This window comes from Pseudomonas sp. RAC1 (genome assembly GCF_030658255.1).
Taxonomy (GTDB): Bacteria; Pseudomonadota; Gammaproteobacteria; order Pseudomonadales; family Pseudomonadaceae; genus Aquipseudomonas; species Aquipseudomonas boreofloridensis.
The window spans coordinates 109,068-130,917 of the sequence record NZ_JAUTXS020000036.1 but is presented as its reverse complement, the minus strand read 5'-3'; the positions used below and the strand labels follow the sequence as shown (position 1 = coordinate 130,917).

The 21,850-nt window shown below is 64.5% G+C and carries 22 protein-coding genes; 13 read left to right on the top strand and 9 right to left on the bottom strand.

The features are described from left to right. Nucleotides 1–97: 97 nt before the first annotated feature. From Q7C30_RS15605 to Q7C30_RS15595, 3 genes are all read right to left on the bottom strand, one after another. Complete coding sequence (locus Q7C30_RS15605) at nucleotides 98–994, bottom strand: bestrophin family protein (RefSeq protein ID WP_317872046.1); 897 nt, start codon at nucleotides 992–994, stop codon at nucleotides 98–100. A gap of 21 nt (nucleotides 995–1,015) precedes the next feature. Further along, a complete protein-coding gene (moaA, locus tag Q7C30_RS15600) occupies nucleotides 1,016–2,020 on the bottom strand; it encodes a GTP 3',8-cyclase MoaA (RefSeq protein WP_304484639.1) in 1,005 nt (334 codons plus the stop codon). Between the two features lie 132 nt (nucleotides 2,021–2,152). Beyond that, the gene (locus Q7C30_RS15595) at nucleotides 2,153–2,611 is read right to left on the bottom strand and encodes an Lrp/AsnC family transcriptional regulator (protein ID WP_039576070.1); all 459 of its coding nucleotides are present in this window, start codon (nucleotides 2,609–2,611) and stop codon (nucleotides 2,153–2,155) included. 154 nt (nucleotides 2,612–2,765) lie between these two features. Here Q7C30_RS15595 and Q7C30_RS15590 point away from each other — a divergent pair, with 154 nt between their 5' ends. Next, on the top strand, nucleotides 2,766–3,935 hold the full coding sequence (locus Q7C30_RS15590; protein ID WP_317872045.1) for an aminotransferase class I/II-fold pyridoxal phosphate-dependent enzyme: 1,170 nt from the start codon (nucleotides 2,766–2,768) through the stop codon (nucleotides 3,933–3,935). Between the two features lie 58 nt (nucleotides 3,936–3,993). Here the strand turns inward: Q7C30_RS15590 and Q7C30_RS15585 are convergent, their stop codons facing one another. Next, nucleotides 3,994–4,230: a YdcH family protein gene (locus tag Q7C30_RS15585; protein ID WP_039576076.1), complete on the bottom strand. Its 237-nt coding sequence runs from the start codon at nucleotides 4,228–4,230 to the stop codon at nucleotides 3,994–3,996. Nucleotides 4,231–4,505: 275 nt separating this feature from the next. Here Q7C30_RS15585 and Q7C30_RS15580 point away from each other — a divergent pair, with 275 nt between their 5' ends. The 6 genes from Q7C30_RS15580 to Q7C30_RS15555 all read left to right on the top strand — a co-directional run bounded on the left by Q7C30_RS15580 (nucleotide 4,506) and on the right by Q7C30_RS15555 (nucleotide 10,494). After that, a complete protein-coding gene (locus Q7C30_RS15580) occupies nucleotides 4,506–6,143 on the top strand; it encodes a phosphoethanolamine--lipid A transferase (RefSeq protein WP_317872044.1) in 1,638 nt (545 codons plus the stop codon). 102 nt (nucleotides 6,144–6,245) lie between these two features. Beyond that, nucleotides 6,246–7,379 (top strand): ribonuclease D, encoded by a 1,134-nt coding sequence (gene rnd, locus Q7C30_RS15575; RefSeq protein ID WP_116887741.1) that lies wholly within the window; start codon nucleotides 6,246–6,248, stop codon nucleotides 7,377–7,379. Then, nucleotides 7,376–7,669, top strand: coding sequence for a YcgL domain-containing protein (locus Q7C30_RS15570; RefSeq protein WP_029614639.1), 294 nt, complete (start codon nucleotides 7,376–7,378; stop codon nucleotides 7,667–7,669). Before rnd ends, Q7C30_RS15570 begins: the two co-directional genes overlap by 4 nt. Before the next feature lie 72 nt (nucleotides 7,670–7,741). Beyond that, a complete protein-coding gene (locus tag Q7C30_RS15565; RefSeq protein WP_317872043.1) occupies nucleotides 7,742–8,674 on the top strand; it encodes a D-2-hydroxyacid dehydrogenase in 933 nt (310 codons plus the stop codon). Between the two features lie 124 nt (nucleotides 8,675–8,798). Continuing rightward, a complete protein-coding gene (locus Q7C30_RS15560) occupies nucleotides 8,799–9,248 on the top strand; it encodes a YcgN family cysteine cluster protein (protein ID WP_039576086.1) in 450 nt (149 codons plus the stop codon). 40 nt (nucleotides 9,249–9,288) lie between these two features. Further along, nucleotides 9,289–10,494: a hypothetical protein gene (locus Q7C30_RS15555; protein WP_317872042.1), complete on the top strand. Its 1,206-nt coding sequence runs from the start codon at nucleotides 9,289–9,291 to the stop codon at nucleotides 10,492–10,494. Between the two features lie 10 nt (nucleotides 10,495–10,504). Here Q7C30_RS15555 and Q7C30_RS15550 read toward each other — a convergent pair whose 3' ends face one another. Together Q7C30_RS15550 and Q7C30_RS15545 are read right to left on the bottom strand one after the other, a co-directional pair. Next, nucleotides 10,505–10,846 carry a DUF2892 domain-containing protein gene (locus tag Q7C30_RS15550; RefSeq protein WP_039576089.1) on the bottom strand — a complete coding sequence of 114 codons (342 nt, stop codon included), beginning with the start codon at nucleotides 10,844–10,846 and terminating at the stop codon, nucleotides 10,505–10,507. 101 nt (nucleotides 10,847–10,947) lie between these two features. Next, nucleotides 10,948–11,994, bottom strand: coding sequence for a GlxA family transcriptional regulator (locus Q7C30_RS15545; protein WP_304484704.1), 1,047 nt, complete (start codon nucleotides 11,992–11,994; stop codon nucleotides 10,948–10,950). Between the two features lie 256 nt (nucleotides 11,995–12,250). Between Q7C30_RS15545 and Q7C30_RS15540 the strand changes: the two genes are divergently transcribed. From Q7C30_RS15540 to Q7C30_RS15520, 5 genes are all read left to right on the top strand, one after another. After that, nucleotides 12,251–12,970 (top strand): GntR family transcriptional regulator, encoded by a 720-nt coding sequence (locus tag Q7C30_RS15540; protein WP_317872067.1) that lies wholly within the window; start codon nucleotides 12,251–12,253, stop codon nucleotides 12,968–12,970. A gap of 94 nt (nucleotides 12,971–13,064) precedes the next feature. Beyond that, on the top strand, nucleotides 13,065–14,384 hold the full coding sequence (locus Q7C30_RS15535; RefSeq protein ID WP_317872041.1) for an FAD-binding oxidoreductase: 1,320 nt from the start codon (nucleotides 13,065–13,067) through the stop codon (nucleotides 14,382–14,384). A gap of 186 nt (nucleotides 14,385–14,570) precedes the next feature. Then, nucleotides 14,571–15,899 carry an MFS transporter gene (locus tag Q7C30_RS15530; RefSeq protein ID WP_317872040.1) on the top strand — a complete coding sequence of 443 codons (1,329 nt, stop codon included), beginning with the start codon at nucleotides 14,571–14,573 and terminating at the stop codon, nucleotides 15,897–15,899. A gap of 64 nt (nucleotides 15,900–15,963) precedes the next feature. After that, nucleotides 15,964–16,857, top strand: coding sequence for a dihydrodipicolinate synthase family protein (locus Q7C30_RS15525; RefSeq protein ID WP_317872039.1), 894 nt, complete (start codon nucleotides 15,964–15,966; stop codon nucleotides 16,855–16,857). A gap of 13 nt (nucleotides 16,858–16,870) precedes the next feature. Continuing rightward, complete coding sequence (locus Q7C30_RS15520; protein WP_317872038.1) at nucleotides 16,871–18,361, top strand: aldehyde dehydrogenase; 1,491 nt, start codon at nucleotides 16,871–16,873, stop codon at nucleotides 18,359–18,361. 54 nt (nucleotides 18,362–18,415) lie between these two features. Here Q7C30_RS15520 and Q7C30_RS15515 read toward each other — a convergent pair whose 3' ends face one another. Both Q7C30_RS15515 and Q7C30_RS15510 read right to left on the bottom strand, forming a co-directional pair. Continuing rightward, a complete protein-coding gene (locus tag Q7C30_RS15515) occupies nucleotides 18,416–18,886 on the bottom strand; it encodes an RNA methyltransferase (protein ID WP_029613706.1) in 471 nt (156 codons plus the stop codon). Between the two features lie 73 nt (nucleotides 18,887–18,959). Continuing rightward, nucleotides 18,960–19,331, bottom strand: coding sequence for a YajD family HNH nuclease (locus Q7C30_RS15510; protein ID WP_029613705.1), 372 nt, complete (start codon nucleotides 19,329–19,331; stop codon nucleotides 18,960–18,962). Nucleotides 19,332–19,462: 131 nt separating this feature from the next. Between Q7C30_RS15510 and Q7C30_RS15505 the strand changes: the two genes are divergently transcribed. Then, a complete protein-coding gene (locus tag Q7C30_RS15505) occupies nucleotides 19,463–19,732 on the top strand; it encodes a hypothetical protein (protein WP_317872037.1) in 270 nt (89 codons plus the stop codon). A 2-nt stretch (nucleotides 19,733–19,734) separates the two neighbouring features. Here Q7C30_RS15505 and Q7C30_RS15500 read toward each other — a convergent pair whose 3' ends face one another. Then, nucleotides 19,735–21,780: a S9 family peptidase gene (locus tag Q7C30_RS15500; protein ID WP_317872036.1), complete on the bottom strand. Its 2,046-nt coding sequence runs from the start codon at nucleotides 21,778–21,780 to the stop codon at nucleotides 19,735–19,737. Nucleotides 21,781–21,850: the final 70 nt, after the last annotated feature.

The window sequence follows — 21,850 nt, the reverse complement described above, 5'->3', positions numbered from 1 at the left end:
GCGTCGTGATGAAGGGACGCGCGTGCCGCCAGCGCCAGGGTGACGCAAAAGGCCAGCAGAGACAAATCGGTGGTGAAGCGCCTGGGCGCTGTTCGACTCAGCTCAGCACATGTTCCACCGGTTCGAGCAGCGGCGGCAACGGCTCGCCGAGCGCCGACAGCACGTCACGTTCGAGCAGGCGCACCAGCGAGTCGGTGGGCAAGTCGTTTTCGTCACGGCCGAAGGGGTCTTCCAGCTCATTGCCGATAGCGTCCAGACCCAGGAACGTGTAGCTGACGATAGTGGTAAACAAGGGTGCCAGCCAGCCCAGTGGCTCGGCCAGGGCGAACGGCAGCAGCAGGCAGAAGATATAGATGGTGCGGTGCAGCAGCAGGGTGTAGGGGAAGGGCAGCGGCGTGCCTTTGATGCGTTCGCACGTGGCCTGCACCTCCGACAGCCCGACCAGGCGTTGCTCCAGCGTCATGTAGCGAAACTCGCTGATCTGTCCTTCGCTGGCCAGACGCGAACAGCGCTCGCCAAGATCGCGCAGAATGCCATCGCAAACGTTGTGCGCCGAGATGTCCGCGTCCTTGGGCAGCCATGGCTTCGCGGCGTGCAGGTCGTCCTCGTTGCGCAGGCGCGCATTCAAGCCATGGGCGAAGGCGCACAGGCTGCGCAGCAACCGCGCACGCTGGGTTGGATCGTCGATCACTGCGCTTTCGCGCACGAACGAGCGCACCTCGATGATCATCCGTCCCCAGGCCTTGCGGCCCTCCCACCAGCGGTCGTAGCAGGCGGTGTTGCGAAAACTCATGAAGATCGACAGCGACAGCCCGAGCAGTGTGAAGGGCGTAGCGCTGACCGGGTAGAAGAACGCCGGGTAGTGCCGTTCGACCAACACGATCAGTGCGGCCAGCAGGGTCACCATCAGGCAGCGCACGGCGATGCGCTTGACCACGGAACCGCGCAAGGTGAACAACATGCGCAGCAGGTCGGTGTGAGCGTGGACGATCAAGGCAGTTCCAGAGACGGCCGATCAGCCGCCGGTCATGTTCATGAAGCGCAGGATCTGCACCTCGCCACCCACCTCGAAATGATGGCGGTAGGGCTTGAGGTGCAAGGCATCGCGGATCGCCTGGTCCAGACGGGCGCTGTCGCCAGGGTGGCTGCGCAATACCTGCTTGAGGTCCAGCGAGTGTTCGTTGCCCAGGCACAACAGCAGCCGGCCTTCGACGGTCAGGCGCACTCGGTTGCAGGTGGCGCAGAAGTTGTGGCTGTGCGGCGAGATGAAGCCGACCCGCGTCTGCGGGGCCTCGGTCAGGCGCCAGTAGCGGGCCGGGCCTTGGGAGGACTCGGCCGACTCGATCAGGCTGAAATGCCCGGCCAGCCGTTCGCGCACCGCGTCGCTGGAATAGAACGACTCGCCGCGCTCGTGCTCGTCGATCACCCCCAGGGGCATCTCCTCGATGAAGGTGATGTCCAGTTCGCGGTCGATGGCGAAACGCACCAGGTCGACCAGTTCGTGGTCGTTGCGGCCCTTGAGCACCACGCAATTGAGCTTGGTACGACGAAAACCGGCACGGCGCGCCGCGTCGATGCCCGCGATCACCTGGGCAAGGTCGCCGGTGCGGGTCAGGGCCTTGAAGCGCTGGGCGTCGAGGCTGTCCAGGCTGATGTTCAAGCGCGTCACGCCGGCGTCGAACAACGGTTGGGCCAGGCGACCGAGCTGCGAGCCATTGCTGGTCAGGCACAGTTCGCGCAGGCCGGGCAGGGCAGCGATGCGCCCGCACAGCTCGACGATGCCCTGGCGCACCAAGGGTTCACCGCCGGTCAGGCGGATCTTGCGTGTGCCCATGGCGACGAAGCGCTCGGCCACCTGGTACAGCTCTTCGAGGCTGAGGATTTGCTGGCGCGGCAGGAACTGCATGTCTTCGGCCATGCAGTAGACGCAACGGAAGTCGCAACGGTCGGTGACCGACATCCGCAGGTAGTCGATTTTTCGGTTGAAATCGTCGATCAGGGCCGGCGGGTTCTGTTCCACGTTTGTGCTCGAAAGGAGGGGGCGGCGTTGTCGCCGCGCATGGGGTCCACGCTATAACCTGTGGGCAGGTACGTCAAATCGCTTTGGCCGACTGGACGATAGGTGGGCTCTATCACGCTCCAGGCCCGGCAGTCAGCGTGACACCGGAAACGCGGTGGTGTACTTGATCTGCTCCATGGCGAAGCTGGAGGTGATGTTCGACAACCCTTCGGTACAGGTGATCAGCCGCTTGTAGAAGCGGTCGTAGGCAGCGATGTCGCTGACCACCACGCGCAGCATGTAGTCCCAGTCGCCGGACATGCGGTAGAACTCCATCACCTCCTCGAACGCGGTGACGGTGCGGGCGAAGTCCTCCAGCCAGGCGCTGTCATGGCGCTGGGTCTTGAGTTGGACGAACACGCTCAGGCCCAGGTTCAACCGCTGTGGATCGAGCAAGGCCACGCGGCCGCGGATATACCCTTCGTCTTCCAGGCGCTTGACCCGCTTCCAGCACGGCGTGGTGGTGAGGTTGACGGCTTCGGCCAGGTCCTTGAGCGACAGCGAGGCGTCGCGTTGGAGCAGGGTGAGAATGTGCTGGTCGAAACTGTCCATTGCCATTGCGTGCGGGCCGGTGTGTGCGGAACAAGAAGTGCGCAGCCTAGCGCACTCGGGGAACGGCTGGCCACGGGCCTGTCGCTGCGGCGAGTCAGGGCCGGATATGCCATAGTGGCAGTTTTCCCCGCCCCCAGTGCAGACGGACCCGATCATGGCTGAAAAACCGCGCAGTTTCGCCACCCGAACCCTCCATGCCGGCGAGCAGTCCAGCGTCGCCGACAACGCCATCTTCCCGGCCATCGTCACCTCCAGTTCGTTCATCAAGCGAGGCCTGGACGACCATCCCGAGTACGCCTACAGCCGCGTCGCCAACCCCACCCGCCATGCCTACGAAACCTGCGTTGCGGCGCTCGAAGAAGGCGTGGGCGCGGTGGCCTGCGCCTCGGGCGTGAGCGCCACTGCCACCGTGCTCGAACTGTTGCCCAAGGATGCCCATGTGGTGGTGATGAATGGGGTCTACGGCGGCACCTTCCGCCTGATGGAGGACTACCGTGCCCACACCAGTGGCCTGACCACCACCTATGTCGACCTCAACGACCTCGACGCGGTGGCGGCCGCGATCCGTCCGAACACGCAGATGATCTGGCTGGAGTCACCCACCAACCCGCTGCTGCACGTGGTGGACATTGCCGCATTGAGCGAACTGGCCCAGGCGCGCGGCATCCTCACCTGTATCGACAACACGTTCTGCTCGCCCTGGAACCAGCGGCCGATCACCCTTGGCGTGGACCTGGTGATGCACTCGGCGAGCAAGTACATCGGTGGCCATTCCGACCTGACCGGCGGTGTGGTGGTGGCTGGCAACCCCGAGTTGCTGACGCGCCTGCGCAAGATCAGCATGGCGGTGGGCGCGATCCAGGGCCCGTTCGACTGCTACCTGGCGCTGCGCGGCCTGAAGACCCTCGACGTGCGCATGGAGCGCCAGTGCGCCAATGCCTTGCGCGTGGCGCAGCACCTGGAGCGTCACCCGCAGGTCGAGCAGGTGTTCTACCCAGGGTTGGAAAGCCATCCCCAGCACGAGCTGTGTCAGCGCCAGATGCGCAGCGGCGGCGCCGTGGTGGCGCTGCGGGTCAAGGGCGACCGGGCGGCGGTCAAGCGACTGGTGGAGGCATTGTCGATCTTCGTGCTGGCCGATTCGCTGGGCGGTGTGGAGAGCATGATCAACCACTCCTGGAGCATGTCGCACAACTCGCTCAGCCCGCAGCAGAAGGCGACGATGGGCATCAGCGAGAACCTGGTGCGCTTGTCGATCGGCATCGAGGACTGCCGCGACCTGATCGAGGATCTGGAGGCGGGCTTGCAGGCGGCGGCCGTGGCGTGACAGGAGAGGCCTGATCGCGGCGGGGGATGCCGCGATCAGACGGTCATTCAGCGAGGGATCAGGCCTTGGGCGGATGGACGATCCGCTCGATCTTGTCCTTGATCAGCAGGCGCTCGCGACGCAGGCGGTTGACCGCCTCGTCGTTGGTGCCGTTGCCCTCGGCGGCCACCACCTCCTTGTCCTTGGCGTTGTATTCCTTGTGCAGCCTGTGCAGGTCGTGGTTGTTGTCGACCAGGGCCTGGAAGGCGTCTGCGCTGGTGTGCAGGTCGGCTAGCAGATCGTGCGGTACGGGCATCTTTTCACCTCGATTTCAGGGATTGCGGAAAGATCCTGCTGCTTCAGGATAGCCGTGTAAATGGACCGCCGCTGGGGCCAGAGGTGCAATTCATCTTTTATGCCGTTGCCAAGCGTGAAGATGTGAAACTTTGTTAATCATGAAATACACTTCATAACTTAATAATCCTGAAGTTTTCACGAAAAATTGATGGTAACTTCCCTAGCGTACGGCCATCCAGCCAAGGTGCCCGATCGGTCGCGCCTGGTCGTTTCTCAACTTTAGCGGCGAACGCCATGATAAAAATCAGATCCCTGCGGACCGAATGGGTCACGCTGCTGGCCAGCCTGTACCTGCTGATCGGCCTCAATCTGTTTCTCTGGAAACACCTGGAGAGCATCGTACCCCCCGGTTTGGTGGGGCTTTGGTTGAGCCTGGCGTTTGCCTTGCTGATGTTGTTCGCCTTCAATTTGCTGCTGACCTTGCTGGCCTTCAAATATGTATTGAAGCCGGTATTGATCGTGCTGTTCATGGCCGGCGCGGCGGTCGCCTATTTCATGAATCAATATGGCGTTCTTATTGATGTCGGCATGTTCCGCAATGTCGTGGAAACCAACATCGAAGAAGTACGCGACTTACTCTCGCTGAAGTTTGCCTTGTATATGCTCGGGCTCGGTGTACTGCCTTCCTTGTTGCTCTGGAAGACGCCAGTCGCGTATCGCCCCTGGCACCGTGAGCTGCTGGGCAAGCTGGTAGTCAGCGGGGCCTGCGTGACCGCGCTGGCTTCGGTGGCGCTGATCAATTACCAGGGCCTGTCGTCGCTGTTTCGCAACCACCACGAGATCCGCCTCATGCTCACCCCGAGCAACATCGTCGGCGCCTCTTTGACCTACGCCAGCGAGAAACTCGGCAGCGCCGCACGGCCTTTCCAGAAGTACGGTGAGGATGCCCGCCGCGACGCCGCCTGGCAGCAGCATGCGCGCAAGTCGCTGACCGTGCTGGTGGTCGGTGAAAGTGCTCGCGCCGAGAACTTCGGGGTGCTGGGCTATGCCCGCGACACCACCCCGCGCCTGGCCAAGGAGCCTGGCCTGCTGGGCTTCACCGATGTGCACTCGTGCGGCACCGAAACCGCGGTGTCGGTGCCGTGCATGTTCTCCGGCATGACCCGCAAGGACTACGACCCCAGCCTGGCCAGCCGTCGCGAGGGGCTGCTGGATATTCTCGGCCGCGCCGGCCTGCAGGTGAAATGGCGTGACAACCAGTCCGGTTGCAAAGGCACCTGCTCGCGCTTCGACTACGTCAACCTGACCACGGCGAAGGACCCGGTGCTGTGCGCTGGCGGCGAGTGCCATGACCAGATCCTGCTGCAGAACCTCGATGCCTTGCTCGATAACCTCGACCAGGACACCGTGCTGGTCCTGCACCAGATGGGCAGCCACGGCCCCGACTACTACAAGCGCTACCCCGAGGGCTTCGAGCACTTCACGCCGGTGTGCCGCAGCAACGCCCTGAACCAGTGCAGCCGCGAGGCAATCGTCAACAGCTACGACAACACCCTGACCTACACTGACGCGGTGCTGGCCTCGCTGATCGATACCCTGCGAAAACACCAGGACAAGGTCGACACGGCCATGGTCTATCTCTCCGACCACGGCGAATCGTTGGGTGAATACAACGTGTTCCTGCACGGTACGCCGTACATGCTGGCGCCGGACCAGCAGAAGCACATCCCGCTGCTGGCCTGGTTCTCCGACAGCTACCGGCAGGACTTCGCGGTGGACACCGACTGCCTGGCCAAGCGGCGTGATGCGCCGCTGAGCCAGGACAACCTGTTCCATTCGATGCTCGGCCTGTTGCAGGTGCACACCCAGGTCTACCAGCAGTCGCTGGACCTGTTCGCCGGCTGTCGGCCCTGGTTGACGGCGAAAAGCTGAGGGTCGCGCTCGCGACCGCTGATCGCCACCACGGATGGCCCGGGTTTCACCAGCAGTGCCCGCGCCGTATATACTGCGCGCCAATGTTTGTGGGAGAGCCTCGTGGCCATCGAAATACACTGGATCCGTGACGACCAGACCTTGGCCGAACGCTGCCGGGCCTGGCGCGAACTGCCTTTCGTGGCCGTCGACACCGAGTTCATGCGGGTCGACACCTTCTATCCCAAGGCCGGCCTGGTTCAGGTCGGCGACGGTCAACGGGCCTACCTCATCGATCCGCTGGCAATCCGCGACTGGCAGCCGCTGGGCGAGTTGCTCGAAGACAGCACGGTGGTCAAGGTGCTGCACGCCTGCAGCGAAGACCTCGAGGTGCTGTTGCGCCTGACCGGCAAACTGCCGCAGCCGCTGTTCGACACCCAGTTGGCGGGCGGCTATCTGAACATCGGCTTTTCCATGGGCTATTCGCGCCTGGTCCAGGACGTGCTCGGTATCGAACTGCCCAAGGGCGAGACCCGCTCCGACTGGCTGCAGCGACCGTTGTCCGACACCCAGGTGAGCTACGCCGCCGAAGATGCCGTGCACCTGGCCGAGCTGTTCGAAGCCCTGCGCCCGCGGTTGTCCGACGACAAGTACGCCTGGGTGCTGGAAGACGGTGCCGAGCTGGTGGCGCAGATGCGCCGCGAGGTCGATCCGCAGACGCTCTACCGCGAGGTCAAGCTGGCCTGGAAGCTGGGTCCGCAGCAGCTCGCTGTGCTGCGCGAGCTGTGTGCCTGGCGCGAGCGCGAAGCCCGCAGCCGCGACGTGCCGCGCAATCGCATCCTCAAGGAGCACGCACTTTGGCCCATGGCCAAAGGTCAGCCGGACAACCTCTCGGCCCTGGCCAAGATCGAGGACATGCATCCGCGCACCATCCGCCAGGACGGCGAAACGCTGCTCAAGCTGATCAAGGACGCTGCCAGCCAACCGCCCGAGCAATGGCCGGCGGTGCTGGCCGAGCCTTTGCCCATCGAGGCCGCCGGCCTGATCAAGCGCCTGCGCGCCATCGGCCAGGCCGAAGGTGAACGCCTGGGCATCGCGCCGGAACTGATGCTGCGCAAGAAATCCCTGGAAGCCCTGCTCAAGAGCGGCTATCCCAACGGCCCCTACCAACTGCCCGAATCGCTGCGCGGCTGGCGCCGCGAACGCATGGGCCAGGCCCTGCTGGCTGACCTGGCAGGTGCCGGAGAGACGCCATGAAACGTATCTGTTCGATCTACAAGAGTCCGCGCAAGCAGGAAATGTACCTCTACGTGCTCAAGGCCGATGGCTTGGCGCGCGTGCCCGAGGCGCTGCTGCCGTTCTTCGGCGCCCCGGTGCATGCCTTCGACCTGGTGCTGTCCCCAGAGCGCACCCTGGCCCGCGAGGACATCGCCAAGGTGCTGGAAAACCTCGAAAGCCAGGGCTATCACTTGCAGATGCCACCGCCCCAGGACGAGTACATCGAGCACCTGCCCGAAGAATTGCTGCGCCGTAACGATCCGGCCTGAGCCGGGTTTGATCACCCCCATCCAGGCGGCCGCTGACGGACCGCCTGCGTCGTACGTCAAGGTTTTCTAGAAATGCGCGTTTTGATCGCTGAACAGGATCATGCCCTATACGCTCGCCTGCTGGGCGAGCTGGCACCGGACCTGGAGGTCCTGACCAGTGGCGATTCCGCCGAGCTGGCGCGTCAGGCGCCGCAGTGCCCGGTATGGCTGGGCGAGCCGCACCTGGTCGCCAGCCTGCTGCGCCAGGGGCACGTCCCGGCCTGGCTGCAGTCCACCTGGGCCGGTATCACCCCGCTGCTGGCCGAGGGCCTGCCGCGCGACTATCGGCTGAGCCGCGCCGTGGGCATTTTCGGCCAGGTCATGGCCGAATACATGCTCACCTACATGCTGATTCACGAGCGTGACGTGCTGGCGCGCCTGGTCAGCCAGGTGGAGCGGCGCTGGGATGGTCGCCCGGGAAACAGCCTGCAAGGGCGCAAGGTGCTGATCGTCGGCACCGGCGACATCGGCCAGCGCGTCGCCGAGTTCCTGCTGCCGTTCGGCGTGACCCTGTACGGCATCGCCAGTACACCGCGCGAGCAGGCACCGTTCGTCGAAGTGGCCGGGCTGGAGGCGCTGCCGCAGCGGGTAGCAGAGGTCGACTACGTGCTCAATCTGCTACCCGACACCCCGGCCACCCACGACCTGTACGATGCCGCGCTGTTCCAGCGCTTCAAGCCCACGGCGCTGTTCATCAATGCCGGACGCGGGGTGGCGGTGGTCGATGCCGACCTGGTCGAGGCGCTCAAGAACGGTCACCTGGCCGGTGCGGTGATCGACGTGTGCCGTCAGGAACCGCTGCCGCAGCGCCATCCGTTCTGGACCGCCTGGGGCTTGCTGCTGACCGGGCACAGCTCGGCACCGACCTCGCCCGAGGCCATGGTGCGACTGTTCATCGACAACCTGCGGGCCTACACGGCGGGGCAGCCTGTGCGCGGCGAAGTGGATTTCGCCCGAGGCTATTAACCCGTTTCCCCCGGCCAGCGCAGGGTCTGGGCGCTGACCGGCGGTCTGGCATTGCGTCGGGACAGGCTCTAGACTGGCGCCGCCGCGCGCCGCGGCCTTTTCCGTGACTGCAGGAACCTGTCTGATGATCGCCGATACCGCGCCGTTCTGGCGGCGCAAGACCCTCGACCAGCTCGATGCGCACGAGTGGGAATCGCTCTGCGACGGCTGCGGGCTGTGCTGTCTGCAGAAGCTCGAAGACGAGGACGACAACAGCATTTACTACACGCGTATCGCCTGCAAACTGCTGGACCTGAAATCCTGCCAGTGCAGCGACTACCCCGGGCGCTTCGCCCAGGTGCCCGATTGCATCCAGCTCACGCCGGGCAAGGCCGACCAGTTCAAGTGGCTGCCGACCACCTGTGGCTATCGTCTGGTCAGTGAGGGCAAGGACCTGCCGGCCTGGCATCACCTGGTATGCGGCGATCGCGAGCAAGTCCATGAGCAGCGCATTTCCCAATCCGGACGCATGTTCAGCGAGAACGATGTCGACGAAGACGATTGGGAAGACCATCTGATTTTCCGCGCCGGTTGAGCCCCGGCGTCTGTCCTGTTGCCGAACGAGGAACCTGAATATGCGCCCGTGGTTGTTGCTGCTAGGTCTGCTGGTCAGCGTGCCGGCCTGGGCGAAGAAGGTCGATCTGGATTATCAGGTGCGCCTGTTGCCCAAAAGCGGCCAGGCTGAGGTGCGTGTGACCCTGGCCGATGGCAGCGCCGTGCGCAGCCTGGACTTCGATCTCGGGCGTCAGGGCGTCTACAGCGATTTCCAGGCCGACGGCCAGTGGCAGGCGCACGACGGTCGTGGCGTCTGGCAACCCGGCCCCGGCAAGACCCGTCTCAGCTACCGGGTGCAGTTGGACGTCAAACCGGCGAACAGCGCCCACGAATCGCGGATCACGCCACACTGGGCGTTGTGGCGCGGTGAGCAACTGGTGCCGGCTGCACGCCTGGATCAGCAGGACGGCACCGAGCTGGTGGCGCGCCTGAGTTTCGAGCTGCCGTCGGGCTGGCAAAGCGTGGAGACGGCCTGGCCGCGCATCGGCAAGCGCAGGTTCCGTATCGATGACGTCTCGCGGCTGTTCGACCGGCCCACTGGCTGGATGCTGGCGGGCAACCTGGGCAGTCGACGCGCCCGCCTGGGCGATACCGAAGTGACGGTGGCCGCGCCGCAAGGGCAGGGCATGCGACGCATGGACACCCTGACATTGCTCACGTTCGTGTGGCCGCAGGTGCAGGCGGTGTTCCCGCGAACGCCGGCCAAGCTGCTGGTGGTCGGCGCGCGTGACGACGTGATGCGCGGCGCTCGGGCCTCTCACAACTCGCTGTACCTGCACAGCGGCCGTGCATTGATTGGCGAGAACGGTAGCAGTGCGATGCTGCGCGAACTGGTGCAGGTGTTCGCGCAGATCAAGGACCGCGAGCGCAGCGACTGGCTGGGCGAGAGCCTCACCGACTACTACGCCACCGAATTGCTGCGCCGCGCTGGCGGACTCAGCGACGACCGCTACCGCGTCGTGCAAGCACGCCTGCAGAACGACAGCGCCCAAGTAGGCACGCTGCGCGGCGATCAGGCCGACGCGGCGCAGGTGGCCCGCGGCGTGTTGCTGCTACAGGCGCTGGATCGCGAGATTCGTCTGCACACCCACGACCAGCGCTCGCTGGACGACGTCACCCGTGCCCTGATGCGTCTGCCCAGCGTGAGCACGGAGGAATTCGTGCAGATCAGCGAGCGTGTGCTGGGGCGCCAGTCCGACGTCCTGCAGAGCAAACTGCTGCGCTGAGCGGCCGCCCTCAGACCTCGCTGAGTGGATCCTTGCCGGTCACGGTCACTGTGCGCGTGGCCGATTCGGCGCTGTCCTTGAGTGCCCTGAGCTCGGCGGCGCCGCGATCGATCTCGGCGTTCAGGCGACGGTAGTCCGCGCGCTGTTTCTGCAGCCACGCCTTGGCCTGGCACTGGCCTTTGAGCCCACGGGCCAGCGCGAGGCCGCCAACCGTCACCTGCAGCAGGCCGATCAGGCCACCACGGCGCATGCCTTTGCTGACCATCAGTGCACCACCGGCCAGCGAGCTGACGCGTTCCCAGCCTGTGACGTTGTGATCGTGCTCGGCAGCGGGTGAGTGGATATCGAACATGGGAGAATCTCCTGATGGGGTGGGTTCATCAGCTGACCCAGGGGCACGACTGGCGTTCAGTACAATCGCTCAGCGGCCCGTGCGCGTGGTGGGCTGCGGACTCAGTGAGCGTGGCTCGCAGGGCGTCGGCCGCCCTTGACGCAGCCCTGGCGTTTTTCCCGAGAAGGCCCATAGCCAAAGAACGATCGATAGCACTTGCTGAAGTGGCTGGCCGAGACGAAGCCGCAGGCGACGGCGACCTCCATGATCGGCAGATCCGAATGTTGCAGCAGGCGCCTGCTTTCGGTGATCCGCAGCTCCAGGTAGTAGCGCACCGGTGTGGTGTTGAGTTGACGCTGAAACAGCCGACCAATCTGACGTTTGGAGCGTCCGACGTATGCCGCGAGCTGGTCCTGGCTGAGCGGCTCCTCGAGATTGGCGCTCATCAGGGTAATCGCTTCGCGCAGCGGCTCGCTGATGTTGGCTTGCGCAGCCGGAGTCGTACGTCGGTAGCGCGAGGACTCGAAGGCAAGAATGGCTGTGATGCCTTCGGCCAGGGCAGGGCCCCGGCGCTGGCCGATCCACTCCAGCATCATGCTCAACGCACCCGCCGGACTGGCCGCGCTGAGCCGGTCGCGATCAATGCAGTAGGCCTCGCTGCTCACTTGTCCATGGCGCGCAATTTCGGCGAGCGCCGCGCGATGTTCTGGGTGTACCGCACATCGATAGCCGTCGAGCAGCCCAGCCCGGCCGAGGAACCAGGCACCGTTCCACAGGCCGGCCAGAGCCACCTTTCGGCGGGCCAGTTCCTGCAAGCTTGTCGCCAGATCCTCGGGCAACGTCAACGGGGTCCGTAGCCCGCCACAGATCACCAGCAGGTCCAACGGCTGGGCCACGCATTCGCTCAGGCTTGCGCTAGGGCCGATCAGGATGGCCAGGTCACTGGTCAGTGCTGCGCTATCCAGGCTGCAGGTGCTGTGGCTAAAGGCGCCGGGCTGGATCAGGTTGGCGGTGACCAGTGCGTCCAGCGCCTGGGTGAAGGCCAACAGGGAGAAGTGCTCCAGCAGCAGGAAGCCTACGTTCAGGGCAGGGCCGTCGGTCTCCAGGTCGGCAGGAATGAAGCGGGAGTTGGGGCCATGCAGGGCCGAACCGAACGTTCTCTTGGCAATCAACGTGAGGCGCCTCGCAAAGTGAAAGAGGAGGAAAAAGCGCGCGCGACTGATTGTATTCTTTGTGTATACATTGCGTCGAGGTCTGGCCAAGACGCGGGTTTACCTCGCGCCGACACCCACTTATGGTCAAATAGCGACGCCTTTGTCTGAGGCCGACCCCTCGCCTGATTCGCTGTAGACACATTGTCTAAAGCGTCCCTATATTCGTTATACAAATTGTAGATATAGACCTATGAGCACTCGAAAAGCCGCCATGAACGTCAGTCACGATGACCACCACGCCCCCACAGTCGCGCCTGATCGCAAGGCGGTGCTGGCCGATGCCCTGCGCCGACGCATTCTGAGCATGGAGCTGGCGCCCGGTGCCGGCGTGGACGAGCTGGCACTGTGCGAAGAATTCGGTTTGTCGCGACCGCCAGTGCGTGAACTGCTGCGTCAGATCGCTGCCGAGGGCTACATCGAACTTGAAGCCAATCGCGCCCCGCGCGTTGCGGCGATGAACCATGACTCTCTGCACAGCTTTTTCCTGGCTGCGCCGCTGATCTACATCGCCACCACGCAATTGGCGGCGACCCATGCCAGTGCCGAAGAAATCGACGAGCTCAAGGGAATACAGGCGCTGTTTCGTGCGGCGATCGAGCAACAGGATGTGGAGAACCGCGTGCTCTACAACGACGCTTTCCACCTGCAGATCGGCAAGATGGCGCACAACGACTACCTGATGCCCAGCCTGCGACGGCTGCTGATCGACCACACCCGCCTGGGCAAGATTTTCTACCGTCACCCGACCACCGATGACATGCAGCGCGACCTGGAGCTGGCCTGCGTGCAGCACGATCAGATGATCGAAGCGATCGAGGGTCGCGATCCACAGACTGCTGGGGAGCTGGTGCGCGAGCACTTCGAGCTGTCCCGGCGCCGCATGGCCGAATACGCGGCGCCCCAGGGAATGGAAGTGGCATTGGCCTTGTAGCTGCAGCACTCACCGTCACCCTGGACGCCGGCAGGACGCTGGCAGGGGCGAGCGTGATGAGGAACAGACGCTAACAACAATATCGGGTTCCTACATGACAAAGATCACCTCGTTGCCCGCCGACGACAGCACCTGTGGCTGGTATCACCTCAGCCAAGGCCGCCGCGTCGCGCCTGCCCACAGCGGCCATAGTCAGGCGCGGTGGGTCGTGGTCGGCGCCGGCTTTACCGGGCTTGCCGCCGCGCGTCAGTTGGCTGTGCATTTTCCTGACGATCAGGTGGTGCTGATCGAAGCCCAGGAGGTCGGCTATGGCGCATCCGGGCGCAACGCGGGCTTCGCCATCGACTTGCCCCATGACATCGGCGCTGAAGACTACATCGGTGATATCGCCATCGCCCGCAAGACGCTCAAGCTCAACCTCAGCGGCCAGTCGTTTCTCAAGGAACTGGTCGAGCGCTACGCCATCGAGTGCCAGATGACGCATTGCGGCAAGTACCAGGCCGCTGTCGAGCCACGCGGCATTGCCGTGCTCGAGGCTTACCGCCGCGGCCTGGACCGGCTCGATCAGCCTTATCAGATGCTCGAGGCCGGCGAACTGCCGGAGCACATCGGGACCGATTTTTATCGCCAGGCGCTGTTCACCCCCGGCACGTCCTTGATCCAGCCCTCGGCGCTGGTCAAGGGGCTGGCCGATAACTTGCCGGCCAACGTGACGCTGTACGAGCATACGCCGATCACCGACGTGCAGTACGGCGCCAAGACGGTGCTCACCCATGCGCGAGGGTCGATCACGGCCGATCAGTTGGTGCTCACCACCAACGCCTTTGGTATGAATTTCGGATTTCTCAAAGGCCGCATGCTGCCGGTCTTCACCTACGCCAGCCTGACTCGGCCGATGACGGCGCAAGAGCAGGCGAGCCTGGGCGGCAAGCCCTACTGGGGGCTGATTCCGGCCGATCCTTTCGGCACCACGGTGCGCCGCACGCCGGATAACCGGTTGCTGATCCGCAACAGTTTCAGCTTCAACCCGGACGGTCGGGCCAACGCCAGATACCTCGCCCGGGTCGCCCAGCGGCATCGCCAATCCTTTGCCCGGCGGTTTCCGATGTTGCCGGCGCTGCCGTTCGAATACACCTGGGGTGGTGCATTGGCGATGTCGCGCAATCACATGGGGCATTTCGGCAAGTTGGCGCCCAATGTCTACGGTGCGTTGGGCTGCAATGGCTTGGGCGTGACCCGTGGCACGGCGACCGGAAAGTTGCTCGGCGACTGGTTGGCAGGCCAACGCAATGAATTGATCCAGTTCGTCCTCGACACGCCTGGACCCAGTGCCAACCCCCCGGCGCCGCTGGTGTCGCTGGGGCTCAATTTCAATCTGAAGTGGGGGCAATACCGCGCCGGGCAAGAAAGCTGAAGGGCATTGAAGCGTTCGACATCACTTGATATTCGCTGGACTCGGTAAGTCCGGCCTGCACTTTCCATTGCGTGCTGTTTCGGTTCGAAGAACAACTTCGGGCTCCCGTCGCTGACGCCAAGTTCAGTGTCGCGGGTTCGTGCGTCCTGAAAACGGCCTGCGTTCGATATTGGCAGGGGAAAAATAATGACAACGAATACTGTATCAATCGAAGACGTACCGCTTAATCGCTTTCATCAGTGGCTCACCGTGCGTTCCGGCGGTGGCTCTTTCGTCGATGGTTACGTGCTGAGCATCATCGGTGTCGCCATGGTGCAGATGACCGCCGGACTGTCGTTGGACAGCTTCTGGCAGGGCATGATTGCCGCGTCGGCGCTGATCGGCATTTTCTTCGGTGGTTTCCTGGGCGGCTGGCTGACCGACCGTTTCGGTCGCAAGCGGGTGTTCTTCGTCGGTCCGACCTTGTTCATTCTCGCTTCGCTCAGCCAGTTCTGGGTGGAGTCGGCAATGGCGCTGTTCCTGCTGCGCTTCGTGGTGGGCGTCGCGGTCGGTATCGAGTACCCGGTAGCGACCTCGCTGCTGGTCGAGTTTCTGCCCAAGCGCAACCGCGGTCCGCGCCTGGCCACGTTGACCATTCTGTGGTTCGCCGGTGCCGCCTTCGCCTACATGCTCGGCGATTTCCTCCTGCGCCAGGGGGGCGACGATGCCTGGCGTCTGGTGCTGGCCAGCCCGGCGTTGATCGGTGCGCTGTTGTTCGTGGTGCGCATCGGCACGCCCGAGTCGCCACGCTGGTTGCTCAGCAAAGGGCGAGCGGAGCAAGCCGAGGCCGTGATTCGCAGCGTATACGGCAACGATTTCAGCCTGCTCAACCTGCCCGAGGAGCCCGAGCAGCAGACGCTGTCATTTCGCAGCCTGCTGCACTCGGGCTACGGCAAACGCATGATGTTCGTCGCCGTGTTCTGGTCCTGCTCGGTGATCCCGGTGTTCGCCGTGTACGCCTTCGCGCCCAAGGTGCTCGGCGCGCTCAACCTGAAAGGGGACTGGGCCTCGTTCGGCTCGGTGGCGATCACCTTGCTGTTCGTGGTCGGGTGCATCATCGCCACGCGCCTGATCAATGGCATGGGCCGGCGCAGCATGCTGATCCACAGCTTCTTCTGGTCGGGCCTGGCATTGCTGGGGCTGGGCGTTTTCCACGCCGGCGCCGAGTGGCTGATCCTCGCCTTGTTCGGTGCCTATGCGCTGTTCATCGGTGGCGCCCAGGTCCTGCAACTGGTGTACCCCAACGAACTGTTCCCCACCGAGATCCGCGCCAACGCCGTCGGCGTGGGGACGTCGCTGTCACGGGTCGGTGCGGCTATCGGTACCTGGCTGGTGCCGATAGTGCTCGATCGCTACGGCATCGCCTTCACCATGTACGCCGCTGCGGCGGTCACCTTGCTCGGCCTGGTCGTGTCCTGGGCGCTGGCGCCTGAAACCCGTTCGCTGAATCTGCAACAAGCAGCCTCGCTGAGCTGATCCTTCCGGCCGCGCCAGTGTCTCGGTGCGGCCGACACCCTTTGCATTCACAGGAGAACCCGTCATGCACTTCGAAGGTATCTACACCCCTGCTATCACCCCGCTGGCTGCCGATGGCTCGATCGACATGGCTGCATTCGCCGAAGTCCTCGAATACCTGGTCGAGGCGAAAATCCATGGCGTCATCATCGGCGGCTCGACCGGGGAGTACTACGCGCACACCGCCCAGGAGCGGATCGACCTGGCTGCCAAGGCCAAGGATGTGCTCCACGGGCGCTTGCCGCTGATCGTCGGCACCGGTGGCATTCGCACCGAAGATGCGGTGGCCTTCGCCGAACACGCCAGGCAGATCCAGGCCGACGCACTGCTGGTCGGAACCCCACCCTATGCACTGCCCACCCAGCAGGAAATCGCGTTGCACGTGAAGGCGGTGGACGCCGCCTCCGGTTTACCGATCATGCTCTACAACTACCCAGGCCGCATGGGCGTGGGCATGGGCGATGCGTTCTTCGACGCCGTGGCTGAAGTCGGAAACATCGTCGCCATCAAGGAAAGCTCCGGTGACATGGGCCAGTTGCACCGCTTGGCGACGCGCCGGCCCCACATCCAGTTGTCCTGCGGTTGGGACGATCAGGCCCTCGAATTCTTCGCCTGGGGCGCGAAGAGCTGGGTCTGCGCCGGCTCCAACTTCATCCCGCGTGAACATGTGGCGCTGTACGAGGCCTGCGTGGTCGAGAAGAACTTCGACAAGGGCCGCCGGATCATGGCCGCCCTGATGCCGCTGATGGAGGTCCTCGAGGGCGGCAAGTTCGTGCAGTCGATCAAGCATGGCGTGGCGCTCAATGGCCTGAAGAGCGCAGGAGTGCGCAAGCCGTTGCAAGACCTCGACGTGGCCGAGCAGCAAGCGCTCGCCCAAGTGGTCAGTGAACTCAAGGCCACCATCGCCAAGATCAATTGAGGAGAACAGGACCATGGCCCCATTGTTGAGCAAGGCCGAATACGCGGCCATCGCTGCCAGATTGCAACCGCGCACGCAGGCGTTCATCGACGGTGAGTTCCGCGATGCGATCGGCGGCAGAACCTTCGTCACCACCAATCCGGCCACCGGCCAGCCACTGGTCGAAGTTGCCGCCTGCGACAGGCACGACGTCGACGTGGCCGTGGCGGCTGCCAAGCGCGTGTTCGAGGCCGGCTCCTGGTCCAAGCTGCAGCCCGGCGAGCGCAAGCGCTTGCTGCTCAGGTTCGCCCAACTGCTGGAGGACAATGCCCATGAGCTGGCAGTGCTGGAAAGCCTGGACAGCGGCAAACCGGTGAGCGAATGCCAGACCGTCGATGTCCCGGAAACCATTCATACCCTGCGCTGGCACGCGGAACTGATCGACAAGATCTACGACGCGACCGCGCCCACCGGTCACGACGCGGTGACGTTGGTGGTGCGCGAAGCCATCGGCGTGGTCGGCCTGGTGCTGCCCTGGAACTTTCCGCTACTGATGCTGGCCTGGAAGATCGCTCCGTCGTTGGCTGCGGGCTGCTCGATCGTGGTCAAACCGGCCAAGGAAACCACGCTCAGCGCCCTGCGTGTGGCGGAACTGGCCCATGAGGCGGGCATTCCGGCGGGGGTGTTCAACCTGGTGCCGGGCGGCGGCCGCGAAGTGGGCGAGGCCATCGGCCGGCACATGGACATTTCGATGGTCAGTTTCACCGGTTCGACCGACACCGGCCGGCTGTTCCTCAAGTACGCCTCGGAATCCAACCTCAAGCGCGTCGTCCTGGAGCTGGGCGGCAAGAACCCTGCGGTGGTCATGAACGATTGCGAGAACCTCGACGAGGTGGCCCAGTTCGTGACCGCCGGGGCTTTCTGGAACATGGGTGAGAACTGTTCGGCGTCTTCGCGGCTGATCGTTCACGAGGACGTCAAGGACGCGCTGCTGGGGCTGATCGGCAAGCATCTGCAGGACTGGAAGCTGGGTGATCCGCTCGATCCGCAGAATCGTCTGGGGGCGATGGTCAGCAAGGCGCACTTCGAGAAGGTCAAGTCGTATCTGGCGTATGCGGCTGAACAGCAGCTTGCTGTGGTTCAGGGCGGGCAAACCCAGGCTGGGGTATTCGTGCAGCCGACCATCGTCGACAACGTGAGCAGGGACAACCGATTGTTCGTCGAAGAAATCTTCGGCCCGGTGCTGAGCGTGACCAGTTTCAAGACCCTCGACGAGGCGATCGAGATCGCCAACGACACGGTCTATGGACTGGCCGCATCCGCCTATACCGGCAGTCTGCGCAACGCATTGCGCCTGTCGCGGGAAATCCGCGCCGGTGTGGTGACGGTGAACTGCTTCGGCGAAGGGGATGCCTCGACGCCGTTCGGCGGCTACAAGGAGTCCGGGTTTGGTGGGCGCGACAAGTCGATCTGGGCGCACGATCAGTACACAGAGCTCAAGACCATCTGGATCAACGCGTCGTGAGGAGGTGCCAAGGCGCGCGGTCCTGTGCATGGCGGCGCTGGCCGCTGCGCACCACTACTTGAACTTCGGCCCCGAGCGGGTGTTCAGGCCCTTGGCCAGGCGGTCGTAGAGCACCACGTTGACCGTCGCGGCCAGGTTCATGCAGCCGTGGGTGGGGATGTAGATGGTTTCCTCGCACCAGGCGCGCACGCTGTCGTCCAGGCTGCCGTCTTCGGGGCCGAAGATGTAGATCGCCCGGTCGGGGTGGGTGTATTCCGGCAGCGGCCGGGCGCCCTCGACCAACTCCACCGCCACCGGCGTGCAACCCAGCGGGATGATGCGCTGCAGATCGTCGATGCCGATCAGCGGGATGTCGTAGTGCACGCGCTTGGTGTCGGTGACGAAGTCGCGGGCACGCTCGTAGCGCTTGCCGGTGTAGAACACCGAGTTGACCCCATAGCAGCCTGCGGCGCGCATCACCGAGCCGACGTTTTCCGCGGATTTGGGGTTGAACAGGCCGATGCAGCTGTACCGTTTGTTCGCCACGAGTCGGGGCCCTTCGCAAAAAAAGAGCGCGATTATACGGGCTCGCCGACGTCGTGTGGGCGCGATTGGACGGTCAGTCCTTGTTCATCAGCGCGGCGAGGCCGGCGAAGGGGTTGTGCGTGGCCACGTTGGTCTTGGGCGTGCTCAGCGACCCTTCGCCGAAGTATTGCTGGTCGGTGTAGCGCGAGTGTTCGTTGTCGTGGCAATACAGGCACAGCAGTTCCCAGTTCGAGCCGTCCTGGGGATTGTTGTCGTGGTTGTGGTCGCGGTGGTGCACGGTGAGTTCCGACAGGCGCTTGCCGGCGAATTCACGGGCGCAGCGTCCGCAGACGTGCGGGTACATCTTCAGCGCCTTGTCGCGGTAGCCCATTTCCTTGTCGCGCTTGGCGTCGGCGAGGATGCGGTCGAGACGGGCGGTGGCGGCGGAGGTGGAGGCCGAGCTCATGGTGTTACCTTTATCGTTATCAGGGCTATGACGGTGGTTGCGCTGAGTCTAGCGCGACTGCGGTGCAGCGCACAGGCAAACGCGCGCGATTGGGCGTAGCCTGTAGGCAGGTTCCGGACGGGAGGTGATCGATGTTGCCTGTACTGCTTGCCAGTGTGTGGCTGCTCGCCGCGCCGTGCGCCGCGCTTGCCGGCCAGCCTTCGGGCGGTTTGGCCCCGGCGCCCGGTGCGCCCGGTACGCCCACGCCCACGCCCTATCCACAGATCACCCCGAGCGTGCCGCCGAAGGCCGGCGGCAGCGAGGCGGGCGGGCCGCTGTTGCCGCCCATGCCCAAGCCAGGGCCGCCGAAGGATCAGCCCTTGCCGGGCCTGTCGCCCGCGCCGCCGGTCAAAAGCGACTGACGCTAGCGCGTAACGCCCAGCTCATCGAGCACGAAGGCGTACTCCAGGGCCACGTCGCGCAAGCCCTGGTAGCGCCCGCTCATGCCGCCGTGGCCGGCGCCCATTTCGGTCTTGAGCAGCAGCAGGTTGTCGTCGGTCTTGCGGGTGCGCAGCCGGGCCACCCACTTGGCCGCCTCCCAGTACTGCACGCGGCTGTCGTTGTAGCCAGCCACCACCAGCATCGCCGGGTAGGCCTGGGCCTTGACGTTCTCGTAGGGCGCATAGGCCTGGATGCGCGCGTACACCTCGGGCTCTTCGGGGTTGCCCCACTCGTCGTACTCGGTGACGGTCAACGGCAGCTCGGGGTCGAGCATGGTGTTGAGCACATCGACGAAGGGCACTTCGGCAATGGCGCAACGGAACAGCTCGGGACGCTGGTTGAGCACGGCGCCGATCAGCAGGCCGCCGGCGCTGCCGCCGCTGATCGCCAACTGCTCGGAGCGGGTCACGCCTTGGGCGATCAAGTGTTCGGCGCAGGCGATGAAGTCGTCGAAACTGTTCTGCTTGTGCGCCTGCTTGCCGGCGCGATACCAGGCTTCGCCCAGCTCACCGCCGCCGCGCACGTGGGCGATGGCGAAGGCCACGCCGCGCTCGAGCAGGCTCAGGCGGGCGTGGGAGAACCAGGGGTCCAGGCTTTCGCCGTAGGCGCCGTAGCCATACAGGTACAGTGGCACGCTGCGGCCCAGGTCCTGGCGTCGGCGCACCAGGCTGATCGGCACCTGCGTGCCGTCCGCCGCGGTGGCCCACAGGCGCTGGCTGACGTAGTCGTCGGCATCGAATGGGCCCAGCACTGGCGTTTGCTTGAGCACCTGCTGCGCGCCGTTGGCCAGGGTCAACTGGCGCGCCTGGGCGGGGCGGTTGAGGGCCTCGTAGCGCAGGCGGATAGACGCGCTGGCGAACTCCAGGCTGTCCTGCACGTACAAGCTGTAGGCCGCGTCCGGCAGTTCGACGCGGTAGGCCGGCAGACCCTGGGGATGCACCTCGATGATCGGCAGACCGCCTTCGCGCAGGCTCAGCGTCAGCGCGCTGGCATTCAGGCTAAGGCCTTCGAGCATGATCTCGTTGCGGTGCGGCACCAGCACCTGCCACTGGGCGTGGGTGGGAACACGGTCGGCGGGCGCATGGAACAGGGCGAAGTTGATGCCATCCTGGTTGCTGCGGATGAACCAGCGCCATTGGCCGTCGAGTTGGCCGTGGTCGGGGAAGTATTCGTGGCCTTCGACCCGTGGCGCCAGGCAGGTGAAGGGCGCCTTGGGCGTCTGGGCATCGAGCACCCAGGCCTCGCTGGTGGTCTTGCTGTTGAGCAGCAGCACCAACTGACGCTCCGAGCTGCTGCGGTAGCAGTGCAGGAAAAAGCGTCCGTCCGACTCTTCGAAGACCTGCGTCGCGTCGGCCTCGCCCAAGGTGTGGCGCAGCAGGCGCCAGGGCCGGTGGGTCTCGTCCACTTCGGCGAAGAACAGGGTGCGGCTGTCGTTGGCCCAGGTCAGGCTGCCGTCGCAGTCGTCGAAGGGCAGGGCGGTGAGGGCGCCGGTGTCCAGATCCTTGACGTACAGCGTGTAGATTTCATCGCCACGGGTGTCCAGGCTGTAGGCCAGCAGGCGATGGTCGGGGCTGACGTTGAACGCGCCCAGGGCCAGGAAGCCGCCCTCGGCCAGGGCATTGGGGTCGAGCAGCAACTGCTCGGCGCTTTCGTCGACCTGCAGGCTGTCGTCGGCCGGACGCGGGCAGCGGTAGTGACGTGGGTACTCGTCGCCGGCGGTGGTGCGGGTGTAGTAGAGGAAAGGGCCCCAGGGCGAGGGCAGCGACAGGTCGGTTTCCAGGATGCGGCCCTTGATCTGCTCGAATAGCTGCTCGCGCAGTTCGGCCTGGTCGGCCAGGCACGCCTGCTGGTAGGCGTTTTCCTGCTCCAGGTAGGCCAGTACCTCGGCGTTGTCGCGTTCCTGCAACCAGGCGTAGGGATCGTGGCCGGGGGCTTGGCGGGCGATGGGGGGCTGGGGTCTGATAGGCATGAAATGTCCCGAGATGGAAAGGGCACCTGTGCCCCTAAAAGTGTTTATCATAGGCACCTCTTCGCCTGCC

Bases quoted from the DNA above. Each gene is read 5' to 3' on its own strand.
- Q7C30_RS15505 (WP_317872037.1), top strand. From the start codon at position 19,463: ATGTTGCCTGTACTGCTTGCCAGTGTGTGGCTGCTCGCCGCGCCGTGC.
- Q7C30_RS15525 (WP_317872039.1), top strand. From the start codon at position 15,964: ATGCACTTCGAAGGTATCTACACCCCTGCTATCACCCCGCTGGCTGCC.
- Q7C30_RS15530 (WP_317872040.1), top strand. From the start codon at position 14,571: ATGACAACGAATACTGTATCAATCGAAGACGTACCGCTTAATCGCTTT.
- Q7C30_RS15510 (WP_029613705.1), bottom strand. From the start codon at position 19,331: ATGAGCTCGGCCTCCACCTCCGCCGCCACCGCCCGTCTCGACCGCATC.
- Q7C30_RS15535 (WP_317872041.1), top strand. From the start codon at position 13,065: ATGACAAAGATCACCTCGTTGCCCGCCGACGACAGCACCTGTGGCTGG.
- Q7C30_RS15585 (WP_039576076.1), bottom strand. From the start codon at position 4,230: ATGCCCGTACCGCACGATCTGCTAGCCGACCTGCACACCAGCGCAGAC.
- Q7C30_RS15560 (WP_039576086.1), top strand. From the start codon at position 8,799: ATGATCGCCGATACCGCGCCGTTCTGGCGGCGCAAGACCCTCGACCAG.
- Q7C30_RS15520 (WP_317872038.1), top strand. From the start codon at position 16,871: ATGGCCCCATTGTTGAGCAAGGCCGAATACGCGGCCATCGCTGCCAGA.
- Q7C30_RS15555 (WP_317872042.1), top strand. From the start codon at position 9,289: ATGCGCCCGTGGTTGTTGCTGCTAGGTCTGCTGGTCAGCGTGCCGGCC.
- Q7C30_RS15550 (WP_039576089.1), bottom strand. From the start codon at position 10,846: ATGTTCGATATCCACTCACCCGCTGCCGAGCACGATCACAACGTCACA.
- Q7C30_RS15595 (WP_039576070.1), bottom strand. From the start codon at position 2,611: ATGGACAGTTTCGACCAGCACATTCTCACCCTGCTCCAACGCGACGCC.
- Q7C30_RS15570 (WP_029614639.1), top strand. From the start codon at position 7,376: ATGAAACGTATCTGTTCGATCTACAAGAGTCCGCGCAAGCAGGAAATG.
- Q7C30_RS15580 (WP_317872044.1), top strand. From the start codon at position 4,506: ATGATAAAAATCAGATCCCTGCGGACCGAATGGGTCACGCTGCTGGCC.
- Q7C30_RS15590 (WP_317872045.1), top strand. From the start codon at position 2,766: ATGGCTGAAAAACCGCGCAGTTTCGCCACCCGAACCCTCCATGCCGGC.
- Q7C30_RS15500 (WP_317872036.1), bottom strand. From the start codon at position 21,780: ATGCCTATCAGACCCCAGCCCCCCATCGCCCGCCAAGCCCCCGGCCAC.
- Q7C30_RS15540 (WP_317872067.1), top strand. From the start codon at position 12,251: ATGAACGTCAGTCACGATGACCACCACGCCCCCACAGTCGCGCCTGAT.
- Q7C30_RS15565 (WP_317872043.1), top strand. From the start codon at position 7,742: ATGCGCGTTTTGATCGCTGAACAGGATCATGCCCTATACGCTCGCCTG.